Origin of the sequence: Clostridium paraputrificum AGR2156, from assembly GCF_000424025.1 — a bacterium.
GTDB classification, from domain to species: domain Bacteria; phylum Bacillota; class Clostridia; order Clostridiales; family Clostridiaceae; genus Clostridium; species Clostridium paraputrificum.
Genome location: NZ_AUJC01000004.1, coordinates 47,372 through 73,543 on the forward strand (window position 1 = coordinate 47,372; position 26,172 = coordinate 73,543).

17 protein-coding genes are annotated in these 26,172 nt (G+C 31.7%); 16 read left to right on the top strand and 1 reads right to left on the bottom strand.

The genetic code is table 11. The annotated features are described in order from the left end of the window. The first annotated feature begins 17 nt into the window (after positions 1 to 17). The 7 genes from purE to purD are packed head-to-tail and all read left to right on the top strand — an operon-like array spanning position 18 to position 7,059. Entirely contained in the window at positions 18 to 497 is a 480-nt protein-coding gene (gene purE, locus G594_RS0103595) for a 5-(carboxyamino)imidazole ribonucleotide mutase (protein WP_027097312.1), read from the top strand. Beyond that, on the top strand, positions 497 to 1,207 hold the full coding sequence (purC, locus tag G594_RS0103600) for a phosphoribosylaminoimidazolesuccinocarboxamide synthase (protein ID WP_027097313.1): 711 nt from the start codon (positions 497 to 499) through the stop codon (positions 1,205 to 1,207). The genes purE and purC overlap by 1 nt, the downstream gene beginning before the upstream one ends. 5 nt (positions 1,208 to 1,212) lie before the next feature. Beyond that, positions 1,213 to 2,643: an amidophosphoribosyltransferase gene (gene purF, locus G594_RS0103605; protein ID WP_027097314.1), complete on the top strand. Its 1,431-nt coding sequence runs from the start codon at positions 1,213 to 1,215 to the stop codon at positions 2,641 to 2,643. A gap of 10 nt (positions 2,644 to 2,653) precedes the next feature. After that, positions 2,654 to 3,655 (top strand): phosphoribosylformylglycinamidine cyclo-ligase, encoded by a 1,002-nt coding sequence (gene purM, locus G594_RS0103610; RefSeq protein WP_027097315.1) that lies wholly within the window; start codon positions 2,654 to 2,656, stop codon positions 3,653 to 3,655. Continuing rightward, positions 3,643 to 4,251, top strand: a complete 609-nt coding sequence (gene purN / locus G594_RS0103615; RefSeq protein ID WP_027097316.1) for a phosphoribosylglycinamide formyltransferase — start codon at positions 3,643 to 3,645, stop codon at positions 4,249 to 4,251. The genes purM and purN overlap by 13 nt, the downstream gene beginning before the upstream one ends. A 16-nt stretch (positions 4,252 to 4,267) precedes the next feature. Continuing rightward, complete coding sequence (gene purH / locus G594_RS0103620; RefSeq protein ID WP_027097317.1) at positions 4,268 to 5,773, top strand: bifunctional phosphoribosylaminoimidazolecarboxamide formyltransferase/IMP cyclohydrolase; 1,506 nt, start codon at positions 4,268 to 4,270, stop codon at positions 5,771 to 5,773. A 35-nt stretch (positions 5,774 to 5,808) separates the two neighbouring features. Further along, positions 5,809 to 7,059 (top strand): phosphoribosylamine--glycine ligase, encoded by a 1,251-nt coding sequence (purD, locus tag G594_RS0103625; protein ID WP_027097318.1) that lies wholly within the window; start codon positions 5,809 to 5,811, stop codon positions 7,057 to 7,059. A gap of 401 nt (positions 7,060 to 7,460) precedes the next feature. Here the strand turns inward: purD and G594_RS0103630 are convergent, their stop codons facing one another. Then, positions 7,461 to 8,183: a GntR family transcriptional regulator gene (locus G594_RS0103630; RefSeq protein WP_027097319.1), complete on the bottom strand. Its 723-nt coding sequence runs from the start codon at positions 8,181 to 8,183 to the stop codon at positions 7,461 to 7,463. Between the two features lie 149 nt (positions 8,184 to 8,332). On the opposite strand from G594_RS0103630, the gene G594_RS0103635 reads away from it, so the two are divergent. The 9 genes from G594_RS0103635 (at position 8,333) to polC (ending at position 26,059) form a co-directional block, all read left to right on the top strand. Continuing rightward, the gene (locus G594_RS0103635) at positions 8,333 to 9,076 is read left to right on the top strand and encodes an N-acetylmannosamine-6-phosphate 2-epimerase (RefSeq protein WP_027097320.1); all 744 of its coding nucleotides are present in this window, start codon (positions 8,333 to 8,335) and stop codon (positions 9,074 to 9,076) included. 83 nt (positions 9,077 to 9,159) lie between these two features. Then, the gene (locus G594_RS0103640; protein WP_027097321.1) at positions 9,160 to 10,698 is read left to right on the top strand and encodes a DUF3604 domain-containing protein; all 1,539 of its coding nucleotides are present in this window, start codon (positions 9,160 to 9,162) and stop codon (positions 10,696 to 10,698) included. 37 nt (positions 10,699 to 10,735) lie between these two features. Then, positions 10,736 to 12,322 carry a PTS transporter subunit EIIC gene (locus G594_RS0103645; RefSeq protein ID WP_027097322.1) on the top strand — a complete coding sequence of 529 codons (1,587 nt, stop codon included), beginning with the start codon at positions 10,736 to 10,738 and terminating at the stop codon, positions 12,320 to 12,322. Between the two features lie 87 nt (positions 12,323 to 12,409). Further along, positions 12,410 to 12,880, top strand: coding sequence for a PTS sugar transporter subunit IIA (locus G594_RS18280; protein ID WP_034865867.1), 471 nt, complete (start codon positions 12,410 to 12,412; stop codon positions 12,878 to 12,880). A gap of 12 nt (positions 12,881 to 12,892) precedes the next feature. Next, the gene (locus G594_RS0103655; RefSeq protein ID WP_027097323.1) at positions 12,893 to 13,432 is read left to right on the top strand and encodes an RDD family protein; all 540 of its coding nucleotides are present in this window, start codon (positions 12,893 to 12,895) and stop codon (positions 13,430 to 13,432) included. 19 nt (positions 13,433 to 13,451) lie between these two features. Then, positions 13,452 to 14,813 carry a sulfatase family protein gene (locus G594_RS0103660; RefSeq protein WP_027097324.1) on the top strand — a complete coding sequence of 454 codons (1,362 nt, stop codon included), beginning with the start codon at positions 13,452 to 13,454 and terminating at the stop codon, positions 14,811 to 14,813. Between the two features lie 91 nt (positions 14,814 to 14,904). Continuing rightward, entirely contained in the window at positions 14,905 to 15,696 is a 792-nt protein-coding gene (locus G594_RS0103665; protein ID WP_027097325.1) for a sulfite exporter TauE/SafE family protein, read from the top strand. Positions 15,697 to 15,956: 260 nt separating this feature from the next. After that, entirely contained in the window at positions 15,957 to 21,572 is a 5,616-nt protein-coding gene (locus G594_RS0103670; protein WP_027097326.1) for a glycoside hydrolase domain-containing protein, read from the top strand. A gap of 134 nt (positions 21,573 to 21,706) precedes the next feature. After that, a complete protein-coding gene (polC, locus tag G594_RS0103675) occupies positions 21,707 to 26,059 on the top strand; it encodes a DNA polymerase III subunit alpha (protein WP_027097327.1) in 4,353 nt (1,450 codons plus the stop codon). Positions 26,060 to 26,172: the final 113 nt, after the last annotated feature.

A 26,172-nucleotide genomic window follows, 5' to 3' on the forward strand; every position in this document is an offset into this window, starting at 1 on the left:
TAAGGAGGGAATTTTAAATGAAGGTAGCAATATTTTTTGGTAGTAAGTCAGATACTGATGTAATGAAGGGTGCAGCTAATGCCTTAAAAGAATTTGGAGTAGATTACAAGGCTTATATATTATCAGCTCATAGAGTTCCAGAAAAGTTAGCAGAAACAATTGAAAAGATTGAAAAGGATGGTTGCGAAGTAATAATAGCAGGAGCAGGTCTTGCAGCACATTTACCAGGAGTTATAGCATCACAAACTACTTTACCTGTAATAGGAGTTCCTGTTAAGGCAGCAGTTGAAGGTATGGATGCATTATTATCAATTGTACAGATGCCAAAGTCAATTCCAGTAGCAACTGTTGGAATTAATAATAGCTACAATGCAGGGATGCTTGCAGTGCAAATACTATCATTAAAATATCCAGAGATTAAAGAAAAATTAGTTGATTTTAGAATGAATATGAAAAGAAAGTTTATAGAAGAAAATGGAGAAGGAGTGGAACTATAATGGAAAAGTTAGAAATGATGTATGAAGGAAAAGCAAAGAAGATTTATGCTACAGGAAAAGCAGAAGAGGTTATTGTATATTACAAAGATGATGCAACGGCATTTAATGGAGAAAAGAAAGATCAAATAAATAACAAGGGTATCTTAAACAATGCAATAACTTCAATGATATTTGAAATGTTAAATGAAAATGGTATAAAGACTCACTTTGTTAAGAAGCTAAATGACAGAGAACAACTTTGTAAGAAAGTTGAAATAGTACCACTAGAAGTTATAGTAAGAAATGTAGCAGCAGGAAGCATGGCTAAGAGATTAGGACTTGAAGAAGGGTACAAGCTAAAGACTACAGTGTTTGAATTCTCTTATAAAGATGATGAACTAGGAGATCCATTAATAAACTCTTATCATGCAGTAGCAATTGGGGCTGCAACTTTTGAAGAAATCAAAACAATTTTAGATATGACAGCTAAGATAAATGACTTACTTAAGGAATTCTTCTCTAAGTTAAATATTAACTTAATAGACTTTAAAATTGAATTTGGTAAACTTCCAAATGGAGAAATTGTTTTAGCAGATGAAATTTCACCAGACACATGTAGATTCTGGGATGCAACTACAGGAGAAAAGTTAGATAAAGATAGATTTAGAAGAGATATGGGTAACGTAGAAGAAGCTTACATTGAAATTTTAAACAGAATTAAAGGGGAATAGTTGGGATGAAAAAAGCTGACTTTCAATTAATACTAGATCCAAGTCTGGATAAATTTAAAGATGAGTGTGGTGTGTTTGGGGTATACTCAAACTCACCTATGGATGTAGCAGGTATGACCTACTATGGATTATATGCTCTTCAACATAGAGGACAAGAATCTGCAGGTATTGCAGTAGGAAATGGTGAAGAAGTAGACATTCATAAGGGTTTAGGTTTAATAACTGAAGCTTTTACAAAGGATGACTTAAACAAATTAAAGGGGTATATAGCAATTGGACATGTTAGATATTCAACAACAGGCTCAACTAAGGTAGAAAATGCACAACCACTTTTAGCATCATCAAAGCTTGGTCCTATAGCAATGGCTCATAATGGTAACCTTGTTAATGCAGATGTTATAAGAGATTTATTAGAAGATGGTGGTCATGTATTCCATACAACAATTGATTCAGAGGTTATAGCAACATTAATAGCAAGAGGTGCTAAGAGAGGTATTGAAAGAGCTGTTGTGGATGCTATACAGGCTGTTAGAGGAAGCTTTGCTATGGTTATAGCAACAAAGGATAAGCTTATTGGAGCTAGAGATCCACATGGTATAAGACCTCTTTGTATAGGTAAGGTTGATGATGCATATGTAATGTCATCAGAAAGTTGTGCTTTAGATGCAGTAGGAGCTGAATTTGTTAGAGATGTTGAACCAGGGGAAGTTGTAGTTATTGATGAAAATGGAATAAGATCTATAAAATACTCTGAAAACACATTATGTCAAACTTGTGCCTTTGAATACATCTACTTTGCAAGACCTGATTCAATAATTGATGGTCTAGATGTTCAAGTAACAAGAGTTAAGGCTGGAGAAGAGTTATATAGAGAACATCCTATAGAAGCAGATATAGTATCAGCAGTACCAGATTCAGGTATACCAGCAGCTATAGGGTATGCAAGAGCATCAGGAATTCCATATGACACAGCCTTTGTAAAGAATAGATATGTAGGAAGAACATTTATTACACCTTCTCAAGAAATACGAGAAAAGGCTGTAGCAGTTAAGTTAAATCCTTTAAAGGTAAATGTAAAAGGTAAAAGAGTTATCTTAATAGATGACTCAATAGTTAGAGGAACTACTTCAAAGCATTTAGTTGATTCTTTAAGAAAAGCTGGAGCTAAAGAAGTACATTTCCTTGTAGCATCACCAGTGGTTAAGTTCCCTTGTTATTTTGGAATTGATACTCCATATAGAAGTGAACTTATAGGTGCAAATCATTCTATAGAAGAAATGGCAGATATGATAGGGGCAGATTCATTAGGATACTTAAGCATGGATGGAATGTATAACACATTTAAAGGTAAAGAAGGATTCTGTGTTGGGTGCTTTAATGGAGTATATCCAGTATCAACACCAATAGAAACTTCAAAAGATCATCTTGAAAGGTAGTGGAGAGAAAATGATAACTTACAAAGAATCAGGGGTTAATATAGAAGAAGGTTATAAATCAGTTAAGCTTATAAAAGACTATGCAGCAAGAACAATGAGTAATTATGTTTTAAATGGTCTTGGAAGCTTTGCAGGAATGGTTGAACTTCCAGAAGGGTACAAGAAACCAGTTTTAGTTTCTGGAACTGATGGAGTTGGAACAAAGCTTGATATAGCTTGCAAAAAGAAAAAATATGATACAGTTGGAATTGACTGTGTTGCAATGTGTGTTAATGATATTCTTTGTCATGGAGCAAAGCCACTATTTTTCTTAGATTATATAGCTTGTGGAAAGCTTGAAGCAGAAGTAGCTGCAGATTTAGTTAAAGGTGTATCAGAAGGATGCATTCAATCAGATTGCGCTTTAGTAGGTGGAGAAACAGCAGAAATGCCAGGTTTCTATAAAGAGGGGGACTATGATATAGCAGGATTTGCTGTGGGGATAGCAGATAAGGACGAAATAATAGATGGTTCAAAAATTGAAGATGGAGATGCTTTAGTGGGGATAGCAGCTTCAGGAATTCATTCAAATGGTTTTTCTTTAGTTAGAAAGCTATTTACAAACTTAGATGAAGAATTTAATGGAGAAGAAGTTTGGAAAACATTAATTACTCCAACTAAGATTTATGTTAAACCAGTTTTAAAGCTTATGGAAAGCTTTGAAATTAAAGGAATGGCTCATGTAACTGGTGGAGGATTTATAGAAAATGTTCCAAGGATGTTTAATGGCAGAGAGTTAACAGCTGTTATTAACAAGGGTAGTTACCCAATACCAGCTATTTTTGATAGAATGGTTGAACTTGGAGTTGATAAAGACCATATGTATAACACATTTAATATGGGCATCGGATTTGTTTTATGTGTTAAAAAAGAGGATGCTGAATCAGTAACAAAAGCTCTTATAGAAATGGGAGAAAAGGCTTATGTAATTGGTCATGTAACCTCTGGAGGTGAAGGTATTTGTTTAAGATAGCAGTTCTTGTATCAGGGGGAGGAACAAACCTTCAGTCCATAATAGATGCAGTTAAAGTTGGGGAATTAGACTGCAAAGTAGAAATGGTCATAAGTAGTAAAGATGGTGTCTATGCCTTAGAGAGAGCAAAGAAAGCAGGAATAGATACATACGTAGTTAGCAAGAAGGAATATGGGGAAAATCAATCAAATAGAATTTTAGAATTAACAGAAGGAAAGGTAGATTTAATAGTCCTTGCAGGCTATTTATCAATACTGGATGGGGAAATTTTAGATAAGTTTAAAAATAGGATCATTAATATACATCCTTCCTTAATACCTTCATTTTGTGGCCCTAAAATGTATGGACTTCATGTACATGAGGCTGCAATTAAGAAGGGAGTTAAAGTTTCTGGCTGTACAGTTCATTTTGTAAATAATGAAGTAGATGGGGGAGCAATTATTTTACAAGAAGCTGTACCAGTATATTTTGAAGATAGTGCGGAAGATCTTCAAAAAAGAATATTAGTAAAAGAACACCTGTTATTACCAAAAGCAATAAAGTTGATTTCAGAAGGTAAAGTTAATGTTATAGATGGAAGAAGTAAAATTTATTAAATTGGAGGCCAAGTTAATGAAAAAGAGAGCGTTAATTAGCGTATTTTACAAAGATGGCGTATTAGAATTTGCTAAGTTTTTAGAAAAAAGAGGAGTTGAAATTCTTTCAACTGGTGGAACTTACAAACATTTAAAGGAAAATGGAGTTAATGTTATTGAAGTAAATGAAGTTACTAACTTCCCAGAAATGTTAGATGGAAGAGTAAAAACATTACATCCATTAGTTCATGCAGGAATCTTGGCGATAAGAGATAATGAAGAACATATGAACACTTTAAAGGAAAGAAACATAAACACAATAGATTACGTTGTAGTTAATTTGTATCCATTCTTTGAAAAGGTTAAAGAAGACTTGACATTTGAAGAAAAGGTTGAGTTTATTGATATTGGTGGCCCAACAATGTTAAGAGCAGCAGCTAAGAATTTCCAAGACGTAGTTGTAATTTCAGATAAGAATGACTATGGTAAGGTAATGGAAGAAATAGAGGCAGAAGGTGAAGTTTCTTACAATACAAAGAAGAGATTAGCTGGTAAAGTATTTAACTTAATGGGAGCATATGATGCTGCTATTGCTAACTTTATGTTAGAAGGAGTTGAAGAATATCCAGAATATCTATCAGTTTCATTTAAGAAAAAGCAAGGATTAAGATATGGAGAAAACTCTCATCAAAGTGCAGCTTTCTATGAATCCACAACAGTAGAAGGTGCTATGAACACATTTGATGTATTAAATGGTAAAGAGTTATCATACAACAATTTTAAGGATATGGATATTGCTTGGAAATGTGCAAATGAATTTGATGAACCGACTTGTTGTGCATTAAAGCATAATACTCCATGTGGTGTTGCAACTGGTAAGGATGCTTATGAAGCATATATGAAGGCTTACGAAGTTGACCCAACATCAATCTTTGGTGGAATAGTTGCTTTTAATAGAAAAGTAGATAAGAAAACTGCTGAAGAAATGGTTAAAATATTCTTAGAAGTAATAGCAGCTCCAGAATATGACGAAGATGCTTTAGAAGTATTAAAAACTAAGAAGAATTTAAGAGTTCTTAGAATGCATAACACTCCAAAGGATGAAAGATACATGGTTACAGTTGATGGTGGTATCTTAGTTCAAGAAGAAGATAAAAAGTTAATTGAGGAAATAAAGGTTGTTACAGAAAAGGCTCCTACTGAAGAAGAAATGAAGGATTTAATCTTTGGTATGAAGGTAGTTAAGTATGTTAAGTCTAATGCTATAGTGGTAGCACATGATGGAATTGCACTAGGAATTGGTGGAGGACAAGTTAATAGAATTTGGCCAACAGAAGATGCATTAAAGAGAGGTAAAGGAGCTACAATTTTAGCTTCAGATGCATTCTTCCCATTTAGAGATGTAGTAGATCAAGCAGCTAAAGCTGGAATTAAGGCTATAATTCAACCAGGTGGGTCATTAAGAGACAAAGAATCAATAGATGCATGTAATGAACATGGAATAGCTATGGTATTTACAGGGCTAAGGCACTTCAAACACTAATTAGTGAAGAATTAATAGTTTTTGGGAGGATAAATATGAAGTTATTATTAGTTGGGTCAGGTGGAAGAGAACATGCTATTGCTTGGAAGCTTGCACAAAGTCCAAAGGTAGATAAAATATATGTAGCACCAGGGAATGGTGGAACAGCTTTAGAAAATAAATGTGAAAATATCAATATAACAGATATAGATAAATTAGTAGAGTTTGCAAAAAATAATGATATACATCTAACAGTGGTTGGACCTGAGGACCCTCTTACTAAAGGAATAACTGATAAGTTTAAGGCAGAAGGATTAAGATGTTTTGGACCAGATTTTGAAGGTGCAAAACTTGAAGGAAGTAAGAGTTTTTCAAAGTTCTTTATGAAAAAGTATGGAGTTAAAACTGCTGAATATGAAGTATTTACAAACCCAGAAGAGGCTCTATCATATCTTTATGATTGTCAATATCCAATAGTTATAAAGGCAGATGGACTTGCGGCTGGAAAGGGTGTAGTTATTTGCGAAAGCAAAAAAGATGCTATGAAGGCTGTGCAAAACCTTATGATTGATGATGCTTTTAATGGAGCAGGGCAAAAGATAGTAGTGGAAGAATTCTTAGAAGGTGTTGAAGCTTCAATCCTTTCTATATGTGATGGAAAAAGAATAATCCCATTTATATCCGCTAAAGATCATAAGCAAATATATGATGGTGGTAAGGGGCCTAATACTGGTGGTATGGGAGTTCTTGCACCAAATCCATATGTTACTAGTGAAGTGATGAGAGACTTTGAAGATAACATTATGGCTAATACTTTAAGGGGAATACAAGAAGAAGGCTTTGACTTTAAGGGGATTATTTTCTTTGGTCTTATGATAACTAAAAAGGGAGTATACCTACTAGAGTACAATGTTAGAATGGGTGATCCAGAAACTCAATCAGTGCTTCATTTAATGGAAAGTGACTTATATGAAGTTATTGAGGCTGCCATGGATGAAAGATTAAATGAAATTCAAGTAGAGTGGAAGGATGAAGTTTGTATAAACGTAGTTCTTGCATCTAGTGGATATCCAGGAGACTTTCCAAAAGGATTCCCAATTACAATAGATGAAAGTATAAAGGATAATGTCTTTTTAGCAGGAGCAAAGCTTGAAAAGGGAGTTTTAAAGACTAGTGGAGGAAGAGTTCTTTCTGTAATTGGTACAGGTAAGACTTTAGAGGAAGCTAGGGAAGAAGCTTATAGAAATGTTGAGCTTGTTGATTTTATGGGAGCTTACTGTAGAAAAGATATTGGGATATTTGAATAGGTAGTGGAGATTAAGAGGAAATCCAGTGATTGCTGGATTTCTTTTTTTGGATTAAAATAAGAAGATAAAAAGAGTGATAGGGTTTGATAATAGGATAATAAAGTTTTTGTAGAGTTATGGTAATGCTTTGAATCCGCCAATGAATCCATGACTGAAATATCGTGGATTTTTTTATAAGAAAAAAGCATCAAGTATATATATTTATTATTTAATTTAGAAAAACATATAATTAATATGATTTATAAATACTATTAGGATAAAAAGATTTTGATGGAAGATTTTGCTGCTCTTTAATGAGTTTTTTTATTTATTGGAACATCAAAATCAAAATATTTCAAGTTAGATTTTTTATTACATTACTTCTAAAGTTTACACAGACTATTTTATATTCTCTCTATATCTTATCTAGTACGTATATAGTTTAATTGATATTTAGGTGAGTTTAGATATAGTTCTGTATAATCTAAAATACTACCATCTTCTAGGTAAGTTGTATTTCCAATCTTTATTATTGGCGTATTATCATCAAGATTAAATAATTCTGCAATGCTCTTTGGTGGCATTATAGGATATGTTTGATGATAACTATAATCTATTTTTTTATTTCTTACATGTTCAAAATAATAATATTTTGACTCCTCTAAAACCCTAATAGATATATCAGGATTGTCTTCGACGGACATATAAGTCTTTTCAAAAACAAAGATATCATCATTACCATATCTAATTCTTTCAATATAGTAAATCATATCGTTTGGCTTAACTCCAATCATACGAGCTATTTTTGAGTCTGCTTCAATTATAGAAAAGCTATTTATTTTTGTGTAAGCCTTAAGTCCCAATTCTTCCATTTCTTCAGTAAAACTCTTTAAGGTAGCTATTTTTTGAGTAGCCGGATTATGATTGACAAATGTTCCTACACCAGCAGTTCTATATAATAACCCTTGAGCAACTAAGTTATCAGTAGCTCTTCTAACTGTAACTCTTGATACATTATATGTTTTTGAAAGTTCAAGTTCAGTTGGAATCATGTCGTTCTGTTTAAAGTATCCAGTTTGAATCTTATCTAATATATCTTTTTCAATCTGCTTATATTGAGCAATTCTTTTCTTTTTACCTTTCATTTAAAACCTCTCTAAAAGTATTCATATAAAAGTATTCATATATTAGTATACATTAAATTTAAAAAAAATCAAATACAATTAAAAACGAATGTGTTATCATATAATTGTATTTGTGTTTACATTTAAAATGAAAGTAAAGGAGAATTTATATGGAGAGTAAAAGAAAGCTAATAGAAAGAATAAAAGGAGGTTTGATTGTATCTTGTCAGGCAAAGGAAACAGATCCTCATTATTGGGATGATTACACCATTCATATGGCAAAAGCAGCTATTTGGGGCGGAGCAATAGCATTAAGATTAGATACCCCAAATGATATTAGAAAAATAAAAAAAATAAGTACAATTCCTATAATAGGTTTATGGAAGGTGTTTAATGAAAAGTATGATGTATTTATAACTCCTGGTATGAAGTATGTAAGAGAGTGTATAAAAGCAGGAGCAGATATTATAGCTGTAGATGCTACTAATAGATTAGTTAGTGAAGAGAAATACGCTTATGAAATAATTAAAGAAATAAAAAGTGAATTTCCTGAAGTCCCAATTTTAGCGGATATACGAAATGTTGATGATGCGAACATAGCCTTAGAGGAAGGCGCAGATATGATAGCGCCAACACTATGTAGATTTGATAAGAATTATAAGAGTACATCAAAACCAGATTTTGAATTGCTTTGTAGGTTAGTCCAGCTTTGCAATGAAAAGAAAATAGGGAAAGTTATTATGGAAAGCAAGATAAGTACACCAGAAGAAGCAATAATATCTTTATATCATGGGGCTTATAGTGTAGTTGTTGGAAATGCTATAACTAGACCACATATAACTACCCAAAAATTCTGTGATGCCATAAATGGGTATAAAGAAAAAAGAAGTTTATTCTATTGGGAAAATAGATAATGTAAACATATTATATCTAAATGTATTGACATTTGAAAAGCAATTGTTTACAATTGAGATAACAAGATAGAAGGAGGGATTTTATGAAGTACAAATATTTGATTACAGATTTTCATACAAATATTCATCATGAACAAATGAATCAACTAGAAGAATGGTATGAACAAGCAAAGGAAATGTTAGATTTTTGGCCTATAGCATATTATCCATATTATTTGAGAAAAGATGAAACAGGGATTTTCCTAGAAGATATTCATACCATGGATAAGGTTCAAGAAGATTGGAAAAAGATTAATGAATTTGTAAAGATGAAGAATAAGGAGAATAAAGATTTTCCAATATTTAATGGTTATGAATGGCAAGGTGCAGGATTAGACGGGGATCACAATGTGTTTTTTAAGAATGAAGGACCATTAGTAAATCCTATGAGATATAGTCAATTATATGAAGAACTAAAAGAAAAAGATGCAATTGCAATTCCACATCATTTAGCATATAGCTTATCTCATAGGGGGAAGAATTGGGAAACTCATATAGAAGAGTTTTCACCATTTGCTGAGATATATTCATCTCATGGCTCTTCGGAAAGTGGAGATACAGATATTCATATGAGTCGTCATATACATATGGGACCAAGAACAGGAGGAACTTCTGTATTTGATGGACTAAAGAAAGGAAACAAGGTAGGGATAATTGCTTCAGGAGATAACCATGTTGTTGCAGCACAGTATGGACACGGATTTGCTGGGGTTTTAGCAGAAAATAATACTCCTGAAAGTATATGGGATGCTATATTAAAAAGAAGAGTTTATGGAATGACAAGTGGAAGAGTTGAGCTTCTTTATGAAATCAATGAAAACGTTATGGGGAGTGAATTCCAAACTGTTGAGGACAAATTAAAGCATCATATAAAAGTAGAAACACAAGAAGCTATTGATAGAATTGTAATTTACAAAAATGGAAAGCCTCATTTTACATATAATCATGGTGAAAAATGGATGAATGAAGAATTAGATGGTATGGTGAAATTTAAATTCAAGGTTGAATTTGGATGGGGACCTGACTTAAAGATTTATCCAGATATACAGAAGAAAGAATGGATTGGAAAGCTAAATACATCAGGAAAAATATGTTCAATAGAAAAATGTTGGACATCAAGAGGACAATGGATTAATGAAGTAGGTGATAATTCATGTAAATTTGGTCTTACAACAAGAAAAACTACTCAGTCAGGTAAATGGATGGGACCATCACCAGTAACAACAGAAGGCTTTGTTTTTGAAATAGAAGCTGATATTAATTCCAAAGTTATTTTAGAAGTAGATGGACAAAAATTTGAAAAAAGCGTAAGAGAGTTATTAGATAATACAAGTCTTATAGTATTCTTAGATGAAGCAAAAGCTTTAGCAAAAGAAAGATTTGGATTTGATGATTATTATAGAAGTGATCCATTCTATCACAATGCATATAAGGTTAGACTTATGAAAGCTAAGCCAGAAATAGCTTATAAAATTGATAAAGAAGTTATGTTAGATTTTGATAATGATTCATATTACTTGACAAAGGTTTATTGTACAGATGGATCAGTAGCATGGTCATCACCTATATGGGTAAAGAGATAAAATATTAATTTTTATAAAATTACTTAGGAGGTTCATTATGAGTATCAAAGAGAATAGTTTAGTAAACAAATCTTTTGGACTAGCGCAAAAATTAGGTAAGGCAATATTACTACCAATTGCAATTTTACCAGTTACAGGTTTATTTTTAGGAGTAGCAGCTGCCTTGACCAATGCTTCTGTTCTTGAAGCATATCCAATACTTGCAAACACAGGGTTACAAGCTTTTCTGCAAATTCTAAATGCTATTGGTAAAAGTGTATTCGATGCACTACCACTTATATTTGCAGTAGGTATAGCAGTAGGTCTGGCTAAGACTGATAAGGGAACAGCAGGCTTAGCAGCTGTTGTAGGTTATTTTGTACTAATCACTACTATTAATGCTTTATTAAAGGTTACTAATCAACTACCTGGGCAAGGGGTAGATCCAAAATCACTTGGACAAGGGGCTCAATTTGGTATTATGACACTTCAGATGGGAGTTTTTGGTGGTGTACTAGCAGGTCTATATACATCATGGGTACACAATAGATTTTATAAGTTAAAGTTACCTGAAGTTTTATCATTCTTTGGTGGTTCAAGAAGTGTTCCTATAATTACAACAGTAGTTGGTGGAATATTTGGTGTTATCATGTTCTTTGTATGGCCAGCAATAGGTAATGCAATAGCAGCATTTGGTCAATTAGCTTCACAATTAGGTGTATTTGGATCTTTTATTTATGGATTAATGTTAAGAACTTTATATGTTTGCGGATTACATCACGTATTCTATTTACCGTTCTGGACTACAGCAGCAGGTGGTGTTGCTGAAGTTGGTGGAGTAATGATAGAAGGATGGCAAAATATATTCTTAGCTCAATTAGCAGATCCTAACACAACACATTTCTTCGGAAATATCGCACTTTATAACAGCGGACGTTATATACACATGTTATTTACAATGCCAGCTATTTGTTTAGCGATGTATCATGCAATTCCAGATAAGAAGAGACGTAAGAAAACTCTTGGATTTTTATTATCTTTAGCATTAACTTGTTTTATAACAGGTGTTACAGAGCCAATTTCATTTGCACTATTATTTGCAAATCCAATACTATTTATAGCTGAAGCATTGATATTTGCATTAGGTTTCGTAGCTTGCGCAGTAACAGGGGTAACAATTGGTTCAACATTCTCAGCAGGATTAATTGAATTTTTATTATTTGGTGTATTTCAAGGTAATGCAAAGACAGGATTTGTATGGATAATAATTTTAGGTATTCCATTTGCAATAGCTAGTTATTTTATATATAGATTCTTAATAGCTAAATTAGATGCAAAAACACCAGGACGTGAAGATGATAATGAAGAAGCAGAATCATCATTAAAAACTGCTTACAAGAGTGGACAAGCAAAAGCTATTATTGAAGCTTTAGGTGGAATTAAGAATATAGAAGATATAGATAACTGTGCAACTAGGCTTAGAGTTAACATAAAGAAAATTGCTGATGTAAACTTAGATTCATTAAAAGAAACAGGTGCCCATAATACATTAGTAAGAGGAAAGAATCTTCAAGTTATTTATGGACCGTCAGTTAATATAGTTCGTGTAGAAATAGATGAATATCTTGAATCATTAAATAATTAGGATATTAAAAAAGGCATGGATAAGATAGCAAGTATTATATATAGCTAGTTTATTCTTGCCTTATATATGATGAAAAGAGGAAATAGTATGTTTTCAATATTTAAAAAAGATAAGCTTAAGTTTGTTTCTCCTGTTAAAGGTAAGCTTAAGAGTTTAGATAATGTAGAAGATGAAGTAATTGTAAATAGAGATTTAGGAGATGGTTTTGCTATAGAACCAATGGATACTAAGATAGTATCTCCAATAGATGGGAAGGTAACTTTAGTTTTTAAAACACTTCATGCAATAGCTATTGAAAATGAAGATGGTCCAGATATTTTAATTCATATTGGATTGGATACAGTAAGACTTAAGGGAGAAGGTTTTAAGTCATTCTGTGAAGTAGGTCAAACTGTTAAGAAAGGCGATTTATTAATGGAGGTTGACTTTGAAGGAATAAAAGACAGGGTATCTTCTTGTGATGTCATTGTGCTAGCTCAAGAGAATGTTGACTTTAAGATATTAAAGGAAAATCAGATTGTTCAATGTGGTGAAAAAGAGATTGTAGAAGTAAAGTAGGAGGATTTTAAGATGAGTAAGGTATTAAATGCAAAGAAAAGTAAGTTTACAAGAATAATTGCCTATATAATAGATTGTTTAATAATTATTTTAACGACAAGTGTAGTATCATTTTATGCAATCAACATTAGACTTGGTATAAACTACATAGTTTTAAATGAGTTACCGAAGGATTTTAGATTATTGTATGATATTATAGCTATTTTTGTATCTATAGTAGCAATAGTAGTTGTACCATTATTTAATAAAGGAAGAACTATAGGTAAAACAATTATGCATTTAGAACTTACTAGTAAAGATAACAATTCAGTTTCTCATCTTAAAATATTTGTAAGACAAGGATTAGTGATTTTCCTATTAGGAGGAATATTAAATCCTAATCATTTAAATTTAATAGATTTTTTAAATTTAAGTGTTAGTAACTTTTTTGGAAGTGTTCAAATAATAGTTAATGGATTAAGTATTTTTTGTGGTTTCATGTTTCTTTTTAACAAAGGAGGAGCTACATTATATGATAAATATCTAAATCTAAAAGTAGAAGTAAATATGTAATAGTGGAAGGAGCAAAAAAATGAACATTTTATATATACATACACATGATTCAGGGAGAATATTATCACCCTATGGTTATGATGTACCTACACCAAATATAAAAAAATTTGCAGAGGATGCTACTTTGTTTACTCAAAGTTATTGTGCATCCCCTACATGCTCTCCATCGAGAGCAGCATTGCTTACAAGTACATATCCACATCAAAGTGGTATGTTAGGTCTTGCACAACGAGGATTTTCCATAGATTACAGTAAGCATTTAGTTAATTTTTTAAATAATCATGGATATCGTACAGTATTATCTGGAATTCAACATGAAGCAGGTTGGTATTTGGATCACGAATCTGGAGCTAAAATGATTGGATATAAGGAAAATTTAACTTGTGATAACAGCAATTATAGGCAGGAAGATCTAACAATTTGGGATAGTAAAAATGCACATGAAGTAACTAAGTGGTTAGATAATTATGATAAGAAGGAGCCATTCTTTCTTTCTTATGGAATGTATGCAACCCATAGAAGATATCCAGATGTTATTGATAAAGATATTAATGAGAATATGGTAAATCCTCCATACCCTATACCTAACAATCCTGAAACTAGAAGAGATCAGGCTCGTTATATGACTAGTGCAAAGAGTGCAGATAGATGCTTTGAAGAGGTAATACAAAGCTTGAAAAATAATGGATTATATGAAGATACAATAATTCTATTTACGACTGACCATGGATTAGCAAATCCATTTAGTAAATGTACCCTATTTGATAGTGGAATAGCAGTAAGTTTAATAATGAGAGTTCCAAATTCTAAAACTAAAGGGCAAGTTGTTGATAACTTAGTTTCACATATTGATGTATTTCCTACAATATGTGATTTGTTAGGATTAGAAAAACCAGAATATCTAGAAGGAAAATCATTTGTTAAGTCATTTGAGGATACAATGGCCCCAACCAGAGACGAGATATTTGCAGAAGTAAGTTTTCATACTTCATATGAACCAATCCGTTGTATAAGGACAAAAAGATATAAATATATAAGATACTATGATGAAGAGTATTTAAAAATAAATCAATCTAACATAGATGAATCGCTTTCGAAGGATTATCTATTAAGAAATGATTTGGATAAGCAAGTTAAGTATAAAGAAGCATTATATGACTTATATTATGACATTGGAGAAAGAAATAACCTTATTGATAATGAGGAGCTATCAGAAATTAAGAATGCTTTAGCAGAAAAGCTAGAAAATCATCTTAATGCTACTGAGGATATTATTTTACAAGGTGAAATTCCAATAAAAAAGAAGTGGAAAGTTAACAAGAAGGAATGTAAACAAGCGAGTTCTAAAGACGAGAATGATTATGTAAGTTTAGGTAGATAAAATCAATTAAAAGGAGTATGAATTTACTATACTCCTTTATTTGTGGTTGAGAATGTATAAAAATTTTATTTACAAACTTAGGAGGATATAAATGAAAATAATTCATTTTTTTGTTGCTTTAGTGTCATCTTTAGTTGGAGCTATTAGTGGAATAGGTGGAGGAGTTATAATTAAGCCTATATTAGATTCTATAGGTGTCATGAGTGTATCTACTATAAGCTTTTTATCTGGCTGTACTGTTTTAGCAATGACTATAACTTCATTAATAAGAAATAAGAAAAATGAAAGCGGGATAAATATTAATTATAGTGTTACAATTTATCTAGCATTAGGTTCTGCTTTAGGTGGAGCAATAGGAAAAGCACTATTTGATATTATAAGGGATAATATATTTAGTGAGAATATAATTGGAGTGATTCAATCTATAATATTATTAATTATAAATGTTGTAATAATCTTTTATATGAAAAATAAAAGTAGCATTAGAACTTTAAAGATAAATAATAGAGATATTTGTATTTTAATTGGACTTAGTTTAGGGATAATATCTTCCTTTTTAGGGATTGGTGGTGGTCCTTTAAATATTGTGGTATTATATTATTTTTTATCTATGAGTGCAAAAGAGTCCACTATAAATTCATTGTTTATAATTTTCTTTTCTCAAGTTACGAGTTTAGTAACTACATTATTGACATGGGATATAACAAAATTTGATTTTATATTTCTAATTTTAATGTGTATTGGAGGAGTTATTGGGGCAATGGCTGGAAGTAATATTGCTAAAAAAATGGATGATTGCAAAACAGAGAAATTCTTTATGATAGTGCTTTTTATGCTTAACTTTATAAATATATTTAATATTATAAAGTATATTTTGTATTAATTCTTATTACAAAAGCTATTTTATGCATGAAAAAGGTGGAAATCCAGCGTTGCTGGATTTCTTTTTTTAAAGTTAAAATGTATAAAATCAATAATAAAAATTGTAAAGATTACTAAAGTGTGGAATGAGATAATTGTAAATAATGGGATAGGTTTTATTTAATTAAAATCTATTATTTGTAGAAAGGGGAAATTTTATATAAAAGGAGGGATGTAGTAAATTACAATCAAATTTATATACTTTAAAAGAAAGGAGAAATTATGAGAAAGAGATTTTTTAAGATTTCAATTGGATTACTTGTTACGTTTATCATGAGCATAATGCCAGTAAATATACAATATATATTTGCTGCAGAGAATGAAATGCTTGTTGATGATACTGTGACAACTGGTGTACATTATTTTACGTATACTGAAGAAACAGATACTAGCGGAAAAAATGGATGGGCATCAGATAAGAAATCATCAATTAAAGGTGAAGAGTATGCGCAGACACAGCACTGGGTATGGAATAATGATTCTAAAGAGGCTGCAAAGCATACTTATACATTTACCTTTGAGGGGACTGGAGTAGAGTTATGGGGTGTAAAAAGTGATGACTACAACATGTTCCAGTTAGATAATGGTCAAATAGAGAAGGTAAAAATTGAAGGTGAAGCGGATACACCAACAAAATTATATAGTAAGACAGGACTAACAAAAGGAAGGCATACAGTAAAGGTTACTTTAGCAGAAAATGGTAAAGGTTTACAGGTGAGTTATGCAAAAGTAATTGGAGCATCTCAAGATAATCCTGATAATCAAATAGAGAAAATAATACCTACTAAAGTAGAAGGAACAACAAATAAGTTTACTTATAATAATCCAAATGGTTTTAAGTGGAGTTTTTCTAGCAGCGAAGCGTATATAGATACAAAAGGTGATGTATCTAAGGCAGAAGAATGTTACTATGAGATCCCATTCTATGGAAATGGAATTGAGATATTTGCTAATAAAAATCATAACCATGGGATTGTGAAATTTACTATAGATGGTAAATACGACAAAGAAGTAGATCTTTATAATTCTACTAGAACACAAGCACAATCTGTATATAAAATTAGTGGTTTAGAAGAAGGAAATCATACATTAAAAGCTGTTATGCAAACTAAAAAGAATTCAGGTAGCAGTAACTATGTTAATCAAGTAGCATATGCAGAGGTTTCTCATGCTCCTTATGTTATAAAAGATATTATATTAGCAGAAAAAAGCTATGAAATGTCAGAGGGAGCAACTCAAAAAATAGAGTATACATTAACACCAGAGTATGTAACAGTAAATGATATAGTTTTTGAAAGCCAAAATAAAGATATTGCTACAGTTAACAGTAAAGGTGTTATTACAGCTGTAAAAGAAGGAACTGCAAAAATAACTGTATCTAGTGAAAAAGCAAATATTAAGAAAGAAATAACAGTAAATGTAAAGAAAGCTGTTCCAGGAATTGGAGGAAGTATTGTTGATGTAAATACTCAGTATACACAAGATCGCTATGAAGAGGTTAAGAAACTAGGAACTACATCTGCAACTCTTACAGCATGGAAAAATGATAAGGCAATTAGTGAAATATCATTATATTCAAAAGACAGCAAATTAAGTAATGTAAGTATTTCAGTTAGTGATTTTAAAAATGGTGAAAAGGTTTTAAAATCAGATAATATAAAAGCTACATTTATTAAGTCTGTAAAAGCGTATAATGGTGAATATTTAGGATATGGTGATAAAAATCGTGAGGTACCAGCAGAAACTGAAACAAATCGTAGTGAATCTAATGATGTGTTATACCAAACAACACCAATAGAAATTGGATTTAATAAATTACAAAATGTTTGGGTTGAAGTTAATGTACCAAAAGGAACAGAACCAGGAACATATACTGGAAAATTAAAAGTAACTGCAGATGGAATTAAAGAACCATTAGAATTTACTTATACATTAAATGTACAAGATGCAGAACTTCCTGATGCAAAAGAGTTTGAAAATGGATTTGATATTGAATTATGGCAATATCCATATAGTAGTGCAGAGTACTATAATGTAGAACCATTTTCAGAAAAGCATTTAGAAATAATGAAATCAAGTATGTTAAAATACAAAGAAATTGGTGGACATGCTATTACAACATCAATTGTAGAAGATGCATGGAATGCGCAGACATATAGTAAAAATGATGTGCATTATCCATCAATGATAAAGTGGACTAAGAAGGCAGATGGAACGTTTGAATATGACTATACTCATTTTGATAAATGGGTAAAATTTAATAAAGAGCTTGGAATTGGAGATAAAATTGTATTATATAGTATTGCTCCATGGCATAATAGCTTTGCTTATTGGGAAGGTGATAAGCTAGTATATGAAAAATATAAGGTTGGGGATGCTAGATATACAAAGGTTTGGAAAGACTTTTTGCAAGATTTAGTGGATCATTTAACTAATATGGGGTGGTTTGAAGAATCGTATATTGGTATTGATGAAAGAGGCTTTAGTAATGCGGCTTTTGATATTGTAGACTCTGTGAAAAATATTCATGGAAAATCTTTAAAGACAGCTGGAGCAATGGATGGATTTGTTGATAAGCCAGATTTAGCACTTAGAGTATATGACTTAAATGTTGGAGATACAGCTGCTGCAAAACATCCAAAAGAGTTTGAAAAATTGTTAGAAAATCGTAATGAATTAGGATTACGTACAACTTTATATTCTTGTACAGAGCACCAACCAGGAAATTTCTCATTAAGTGCACCAGTAGAAAGCTATTGGTCAATTATTAATGCTGGAAAAAGTGAAACAGCAGGATTCTTAAGATGGGCATATGATGCATGGGTAGAAGATCCATTACGTGATACAACTCATAATGCATTTGAACCAGGAGATTGTTTCTTGATTTATCCAGATGAAAAAGATGCGGAAAATCCTACAAGTAAAAGTTCAGTTCGTTTAGAAATTATGGCAAAGGGTGTTCGTGATGTAAACAAACTTCTAATTATGGAAAAAGAAGTTGCTTCTTTAGAAAGTGAAATTGATGCTTTATATGGTAATATAACAATTACTCCAGTTACAAGTCGTTCATATTTAAGTGAAGATAAAGTAAATCAATTATCACAAGAAGTAGAAAAATTTACTGAAGGAATTAATAAATTAACAGAACGTTATATTAACTTAAAGGAAAATGGAGCTAATGAAGTTGAATCTGTTACAATTGATGGCAATGAAAAAGAAATCATGTTAGGTAGTACAGTTCAATTAAAAGCAGTTGTAAAACCAGATAACCTATTAAATAATCGTGTAACTTGGACATCTTCTAATGAAGGAATTGCATCTGTTAATGATAAAGGTGTAGTTACAGCAAATAAGCTAGGTAGTGTAACTATTACTGCTATATCAGTTCAAGATGAAAGCAAAAAAGCAACTATTAAAGTTACAGTATCACCAGTTACAATTGATAAATCAGCACAAGTTTCTTATTATTCTTTTGATAAGGATAAAGATGGGAAAGTAGTTGATGAATGGGGTTCTAGAAATGGAATTAATGAAGGAACTATTGCAAAAGGTAAGTCTAATAATGCATTAAAAGTAACAGAAGATGGAAAGAGTGTGACTTTAGAAGGAGATTCTCAAATTGCTGCTGATGATGCATGGAGTATTGCTTATTGGGTAAATACAGATGCTGAGTTTAATAAAGAAATATCTGTTATTAGTGATAAGGATAAGGCTTTTGCAGCATCATTAAAAATGGCAGAGAATCGTGATAGTGGATTCCGTGTAGGAAAAGGAAATGGAGATGTATTAACATTCCAATATGATTTTAAGCCTGATAATTGGTATCATATAGCATGGACTCAAAGTAAAACAGATGGATTAAGCATGTATATAAATGGTCAATTAATACAAAAAAATGACTGGACAAAAAAGAATACAGTAAAATTCCCAATGGATATTATAGGTAGTACAGGATTTACTGGATTAATTGATGAAGTTAAGGTTTATAACAAGGTATTAAATCCTAGTGAAATAGCTTCTACAATGTTAGTTAAAGGATTAAATATTACAGAAAACTATAAGAGGTTGTATATTGGTGAAACTTATACAGTTGAAACAAATCTACTTAGTGATAATGAGGATAAAACAATTACTTACACATCTAGTAATCCAAATATTGCAAGTGTAGATGAAAATGGTGTAGTAACAGCTAAAGAACGTGGATTAACTACTATTATAGTAGAGAATAAAGCAGGTGGATATAAGGAAGAGGTAACTATTGAAGTAAGTAAGAAACTAACAATTTCAAATACTTTAGAAACCTATGAATTACCAGTAAATAGATTAACTGATATTGAAAGATCACCTGGTGGAGACCGTCAATATCTTGGACAACCAGATATGGTACGCACTAGCACTGGTCGTTTAATTACTGCATATCCAAAAGGACATGGAAAAGGTCCTATTATAATGCAAATTAGTGATGATAATGGAGAAACATGGACGGAAAATAATAATATTCCTAGTAGTTGGATAGGTTCTCAAGAAACTCCTACATTATATGTTTTACCATTAGGAAATGGAAAAGAGCGTATTATGATGATTACAGCATGTCCTGGATGGGGAACAGATTCAAATGGAAATAAAACTGGATGGAATACTTCATATTCTGATGATAATGGAGAAACGTGGACAGAATACAAGCATTGGTACTCTAATCATGAAAATGGAAAAGAAAATAATGTTATTGTAGGTATGGCATCTTTAGTACAATTAAAAGATGAAAGTGGAAATTACATTCAAAAGTGGATGGGAGTATACCATGACTATGATTATGTAAACTACAAAACTTACCTAACATTTAATGAAAATGGTGAAGAACAATGGAGTGAACCAGAGCCATATTTAAGTGATTATCGTAATATTGAAAGTACGTATAAAATGTGTGAAATTGGTATGTTCAGATCACCAGATGGAAAACGTATTGTTGGATTAGCACGTAGCCAATCTCATAATAATCCTGCAACTATGATTTATTCTGATGATGAAGGAAATTCATGGAGTAAACCAATGGATTTACCAGGTTCTCTTGCAGGAGAACGCCATAAAGCAGCATATGATCCAATTAGTGGTCGGTTAGTGATATCATTCCGTGAAATTCAATATGATTTAAATGGAAATAACACTTTTGATGGTGATGCTGATTGGACTGCTGGAGAGTGGGTTGCATGGGTTGGAACTTATGAAGATCTTATGGAACAAAGAGATGGACAATATCGTATTGAAATATGTAAAGATTATTCTAAGAGCGCTAAATCAGGAGATACTGGATATGCAGGTGTTGTTGTTTTAGATGATGGTACATTTATTATGGATTCTTATGGACATTGGGATGAAGAGTTCTCTAATAATTGGACAGGTGGAGTAACCACAGACTTATGTTATATAAAACAAGCAAAATTTAAGCTAAGTGAAATTGATAATATGGCTGGATTAATTGATAGAAGTGAACTAGAAGAATTAATTGATAAAGTATCAGGTCTTAATAAGGATGAATATACACCTGAAAGTTGGAGTGACTTTGAAATAGCATTAAATAAAGCAATTAATGTGAAAGATAATGTGGAAAGTACTCAAGATGAAATTGATGAAGCAAAGGAAAAATTAAGTAAGTCTTTTGATAATTTAAAGAAAAACAAAACTGATACTGGAGGATCTGAAGATACATCAGATAATGATGTAGATGATTCTAACAGTGTTAAAACTGGTGATACAACAAATACAGCAATGCTATATTTAGTAGCACTAATGAGTTTATCAGTAATGTTCATATTTAAAAGAAAAAGAAGAAGTATTTAATATTATTTGAAAAGATAGAAGGTATAGAGTTTATATAAAAATATATAACTCTATACCTTTTTTTGTATGTGCAATTATGAACTTAATTATATATAATAGAATCATACTGAAGTTATGGAAAGGTATAAAGTATTATGAAAAGGATAAATGAAGTTTTTAGTGATTTTAATACTGGAAGCAACATAAGTACTGCCTTGGTTGAAAGTGCAGTTTTAAAGAAAAAATCTAAAACTTTAGAGTTAGCAATAAGTTCAGATAGATACATAGAAATACAGGAAATTGAAGAACTTAATAACTTCATTAAAAGAAGGTTTTATTTAGAGCATTCAAAGATTGCTGTAAATTATACTGAAGAAGTTAAGATGAAGCCTATAGAAGAGGAAATTAAGAATATAATATCTTATGTTTCTAATAAACATCCTTTTCTTAGGGTAGCTGTTAACAATTGTGATTATGAAATAAGTGGTAATACAATAACATTAAAGTTTAGAGTGCCTGTATCAACAATGTTTAGAGACTTAAAGTATGATAGGGAAATTAGGGAAGGCATAAAAAGCTTCTATGGTAAATCCTATAGTATAAAGTTTGTTGATAATGTAGATGCAGATGAATTAATTAGGCTTCAAGTAGAAGAAGAAAAGAAGAGAATGTCTATGATTAGGAATGAAATTAGGTCTACTGGACCATCTATTCCTAAGGATACTACCCCAACTGTTCCTAGTGAAGGGGATAAGGGTAAAGATGATAAGAAGTCTGGAAAGATGAATAATCCTTTCTTAATATTAGGTAGAAATTCTAATATTAAAGAATCATTAATAAGAATATCTGATGCCTCTCCTGAAGAGGGAAGAGTTGCCTTATATGGTGAACTATCTAATATGGAAACAAAGGAATTAAGAAGTGGTAAGATATTAGTTTCTTTTGATTTATATGATGGAACAGGTTCTCTTACTTGTAAGTCATTCCTTAAGCCAGAGCAAGCTGATGATGTAATATCTAAGCTTAAAAAGGCTAGGGGAGTTAAGCTTTGTGGTAACTTAGGTTTTAGTAATTTCTCTGGGGAAGTTGAGATGATTGCAAATACCATAGTTGAAACAAAGGGACTTGAAAGGGTAGTAAGAAGAGATGAGTCAGAAGTTAAGAGAGTTGAGCTTCATCTTCATACTAAAATGAGTCAAATGGATGGTATGAGCAGTGCAGCTGACTTAATAAAGAGAGCAATGAGTTGGGGAATGAAGTCTATAGCTATAACTGACCATGGTGTTGTTCAATCTTTCCCTGAAGCACATAAGCTATTAGGAAGAAATAATCCGGATATGAAGGTTATTTATGGGGTGGAGGCTTACCTTGCTCCAGATAAAAAGCCTTCTGTGAGAAATATTAAGGGGCAAAGTCTTGATACTACTTATTGTGTATTAGATTTAGAAACTACAGGTTTTTCACCTAGGTTAGAAAAAATAACTGAAATAGGTGTAATGAAGTACCAAGATGGTAAGGTCATTGATAAGTTTAGCTGTTTTGTTAATCCAGAGAAATCAATACCTCCAAGAGTTGTTGAAGTAACTGGCATAACTGATGATATGGTTAGAAATGCTGAAACTATAGATAAGGTTTTTCCTAAGCTTTTAGAATTTATAAAAGATAGCGTTTTAGTTGCTCATAATGCTGAATTTGATGTTGGATTCTTAAGGCATGTTGCAAAAGAATTGGGTTATGAATTTGACTTTACATATTTAGATACCTTATCACTAGCTTATGAGCTATTCCCAGAGTATAAAACTTATAAGCTAGGAAGAATAGCTAAAAACCTTGGAATAAAGGTTGATGTTGCTCATAGAGCTTTAGATGATGTTGATACAACAGTTAAGGTATTTAAGGTAATGCTTGATATGTTAAAGGAAAGAGGAGTAAATACCTTAGAAGATATAGAAATTTATGCTTCTGATGAAACTGCTAAAAAGGAAGCTTTTAAGAAGTTAAGAACTCATCATGCTATTATTCTTGCAAAGGATTATGTGGGCTTAAAGAATTTATATAAGTTAGTATCTTATTCACATTTAGATTATTTCTATAAGAAACCTCGTATATTAAGAAGTATGTTTAAGAAGTATTCTGAAGGTTTAATTATAGGTAGTGCTTGTAGTGATGGAGAGCTTTATCAATCAATTCTACTTGGAAAGTCTGATGAAGAAATTGAAGCTATAGCAAGAGAATATGATTATTTAGAAATTCAACCTTTAGGTAACAATGATTATCTTATAAGAAATGGTGAAGTACCTGATAAAGAATATTTAAGAGAAATTAATAGAAAGATTGTAGCCCTTGGGGAAAAGCTAAATAAACCTGTTGTTGCAACTGGTGATGTTCATTTTATGGACCCAGAGGATGAAATTTACAGACGTATTTTAGAAGCAGGTCAAGGTTTTAAGGATGCAGATAATCAAGCGCCTTTATATTTAAGAACTACTGAAGAGATGCTTGAAGAATTCTCTTATCTAGGAAGAGATAAGGCTTATGAAGTGGTAGTTACAAATACAAATTTAATTGCAGATATGTGTGACAAAATAAGTCCAATATCTCCTGAAAAATGTCCTCCTCACATTGAAGGGTGTGAGCAAGAAATAAAGGATATAGCTTATGGTAAGGCACATGAGCTATATGGAGAAGAACTACCTGATATTGTACAGGAAAGATTGGATAAGGAACTTAATTCTATTATTCAAAATGGTTTCTCAGTAATGTATATAATTGCTCAAAAACTAGTTTGGAAATCTAATGATGATGGATATTTAGTTGGTTCAAGAGGATCTGTAGGTTCTTCTGTTGTTGCTTATATGACTGGTATTACAGAGGTTAATGCATTACCTCCACATTATAGATGCCCTAAATGCAAACATTCAGATTTTAATGATTATGGGGCTAAGAATGGTTTCGATTTACCTGATAAAGCTTGTCCTGTTTGTGGAGAAATGATGGATAAGGATGGAATGGATATACCTTTTGAAACCTTCCTTGGATTTAATGGGGATAAGGAGCCTGATATTGACTTAAACTTCTCTGGAGAATATCAAGCAAAGGCTCATAGATATACAGAAGTTATATTTGGTAAGGGTACAACATTTAAGGCAGGAACAATAGGTACAATAGCTGAAAAAACTGCCTTTGGATATGTTAAGAAATATTTTGAAGAGAGAAATACTCAAGCTAATAAAGCAGAGATTACTAGAATATCAAAGGGATGTACTGGAATAAAAAGAACAACTGGTCAGCACCCTGGTGGAATAATAGTTGTTCCTAAGGGAAGAGAAATATTTGAGTTTTGTCCAGTTCAGCATCCAGCTGATGACCCTAATTCAGATATTATAACAACACATTTTGATTATCACTCAATAGATTCAAACTTACTTAAGCTTGATATACTAGGACATGATGATCCTACAGTAATTAGAATGCTTCAAGATATTACAGGAGTAGACCCTCAAAAAATACCTTTAGATGATAAAGAAACTATGTCTATTTTCTCATCAACTAAAGCCCTTGGGGTTACACCTGAACAAATTAATTCTAAGGTTGGTACCTTTGGTATACCTGAATTTGGAACAAAGTTTGTTAGAGGAATGCTTTTAGATACACTTCCTAAGAGTTTCTCAGACTTATTATGTATATCTGGGTTATCCCATGGTACTGATGTATGGCTTGGAAATGCTAAGGATTTAATTGATGGAGGAGTAATTACAAGTATAAGTGATGCTGTATGTTGTAGAGATGATATTATGGTTTACTTAATTAAAATGGGTCTTGAACCTAATACATCCTTCAAGATAATGGAGCTTGTTCGTAAAGGTAAGGCTTTAAAGGATCCAGAAAAGTGGGCGGAGTATGAAAAAATGATGAGAGATCATGATGTACCTGAATGGTATATAGATTCTTGTAGAAAGATAAAATACATGTTCCCTAAGGCCCATGCAGCAGCTTATGTTATGATGGCATTTAGAATTGCATGGTTTAAGGTACATATTCCTTTAGCATATTATGCAGCATATTTCTCTATAAGAGCTAAGGCCTTTGATGCAGAGTATATGATTTTTGGAAAAGAAAAGGTTAGAGAAAAAATGAAGGAAATAAGCTTACAAGGAAATGATGCAGCTCCAAAGGATAAGGATATGTATGATGATTTGGAAATTGTACTAGAGATGTATGAAAGAGGCTTTAAGTTCTTACCAATAGATTTATATAAATCAGATTGGGATAAATTTAAAGTAGAGGATGATGCCCTTAGACCTCCTTTAAATAGTATTTCGGGAATGGGTAATGTGGCAGCTGAAGCTATATTTAATGCTGTTCATGAAGAAACTCCAATTAGTTCAATTGATAATTTAAAGAAACGTGCTAAAATAGGTAATTCTGCAGTAGATTTACTTAGAAAGTTTGGTTGCTTAAATGGATTATCAGAAAGTGATCAGGTAAGTTTCTTTGATGTAATTTAAGTTAGTAATATGATAGAAAAGCTATAGAATTTGGTTTTAATGAATTTTATAGCTTTTATTATATTTAATAAATAATATCTCTCTATTTTGTTCAACCTATTTTAGATAGGTTA

Excerpts from the sequence above, each read along its gene's own strand:
- purE (WP_027097312.1), top strand. The coding sequence starts at position 18 with ATGAAGGTAGCAATATTTTTTGGTAGTAAGTCAGATACTGATGTAATG.
- purC (WP_027097313.1), top strand. The coding sequence starts at position 497 with ATGGAAAAGTTAGAAATGATGTATGAAGGAAAAGCAAAGAAGATTTAT.
- purF (WP_027097314.1), top strand. The coding sequence starts at position 1,213 with ATGAAAAAAGCTGACTTTCAATTAATACTAGATCCAAGTCTGGATAAA.
- purM (WP_027097315.1), top strand. The coding sequence starts at position 2,654 with ATGATAACTTACAAAGAATCAGGGGTTAATATAGAAGAAGGTTATAAA.
- purH (WP_027097317.1), top strand. The coding sequence starts at position 4,268 with ATGAAAAAGAGAGCGTTAATTAGCGTATTTTACAAAGATGGCGTATTA.
- purD (WP_027097318.1), top strand. The coding sequence starts at position 5,809 with ATGAAGTTATTATTAGTTGGGTCAGGTGGAAGAGAACATGCTATTGCT.
- G594_RS0103630 (WP_027097319.1), bottom strand. The coding sequence starts at position 8,183 with ATGAAAGGTAAAAAGAAAAGAATTGCTCAATATAAGCAGATTGAAAAA.
- G594_RS0103635 (WP_027097320.1), top strand. The coding sequence starts at position 8,333 with ATGGAGAGTAAAAGAAAGCTAATAGAAAGAATAAAAGGAGGTTTGATT.
- G594_RS0103640 (WP_027097321.1), top strand. The coding sequence starts at position 9,160 with ATGAAGTACAAATATTTGATTACAGATTTTCATACAAATATTCATCAT.
- G594_RS0103645 (WP_027097322.1), top strand. The coding sequence starts at position 10,736 with ATGAGTATCAAAGAGAATAGTTTAGTAAACAAATCTTTTGGACTAGCG.
- G594_RS18280 (WP_034865867.1), top strand. The coding sequence starts at position 12,410 with ATGTTTTCAATATTTAAAAAAGATAAGCTTAAGTTTGTTTCTCCTGTT.
- G594_RS0103655 (WP_027097323.1), top strand. The coding sequence starts at position 12,893 with ATGAGTAAGGTATTAAATGCAAAGAAAAGTAAGTTTACAAGAATAATT.
- G594_RS0103660 (WP_027097324.1), top strand. The coding sequence starts at position 13,452 with ATGAACATTTTATATATACATACACATGATTCAGGGAGAATATTATCA.
- G594_RS0103665 (WP_027097325.1), top strand. The coding sequence starts at position 14,905 with ATGAAAATAATTCATTTTTTTGTTGCTTTAGTGTCATCTTTAGTTGGA.
- G594_RS0103670 (WP_027097326.1), top strand. The coding sequence starts at position 15,957 with ATGAGAAAGAGATTTTTTAAGATTTCAATTGGATTACTTGTTACGTTT.
- polC (WP_027097327.1), top strand. The coding sequence starts at position 21,707 with ATGAAAAGGATAAATGAAGTTTTTAGTGATTTTAATACTGGAAGCAAC.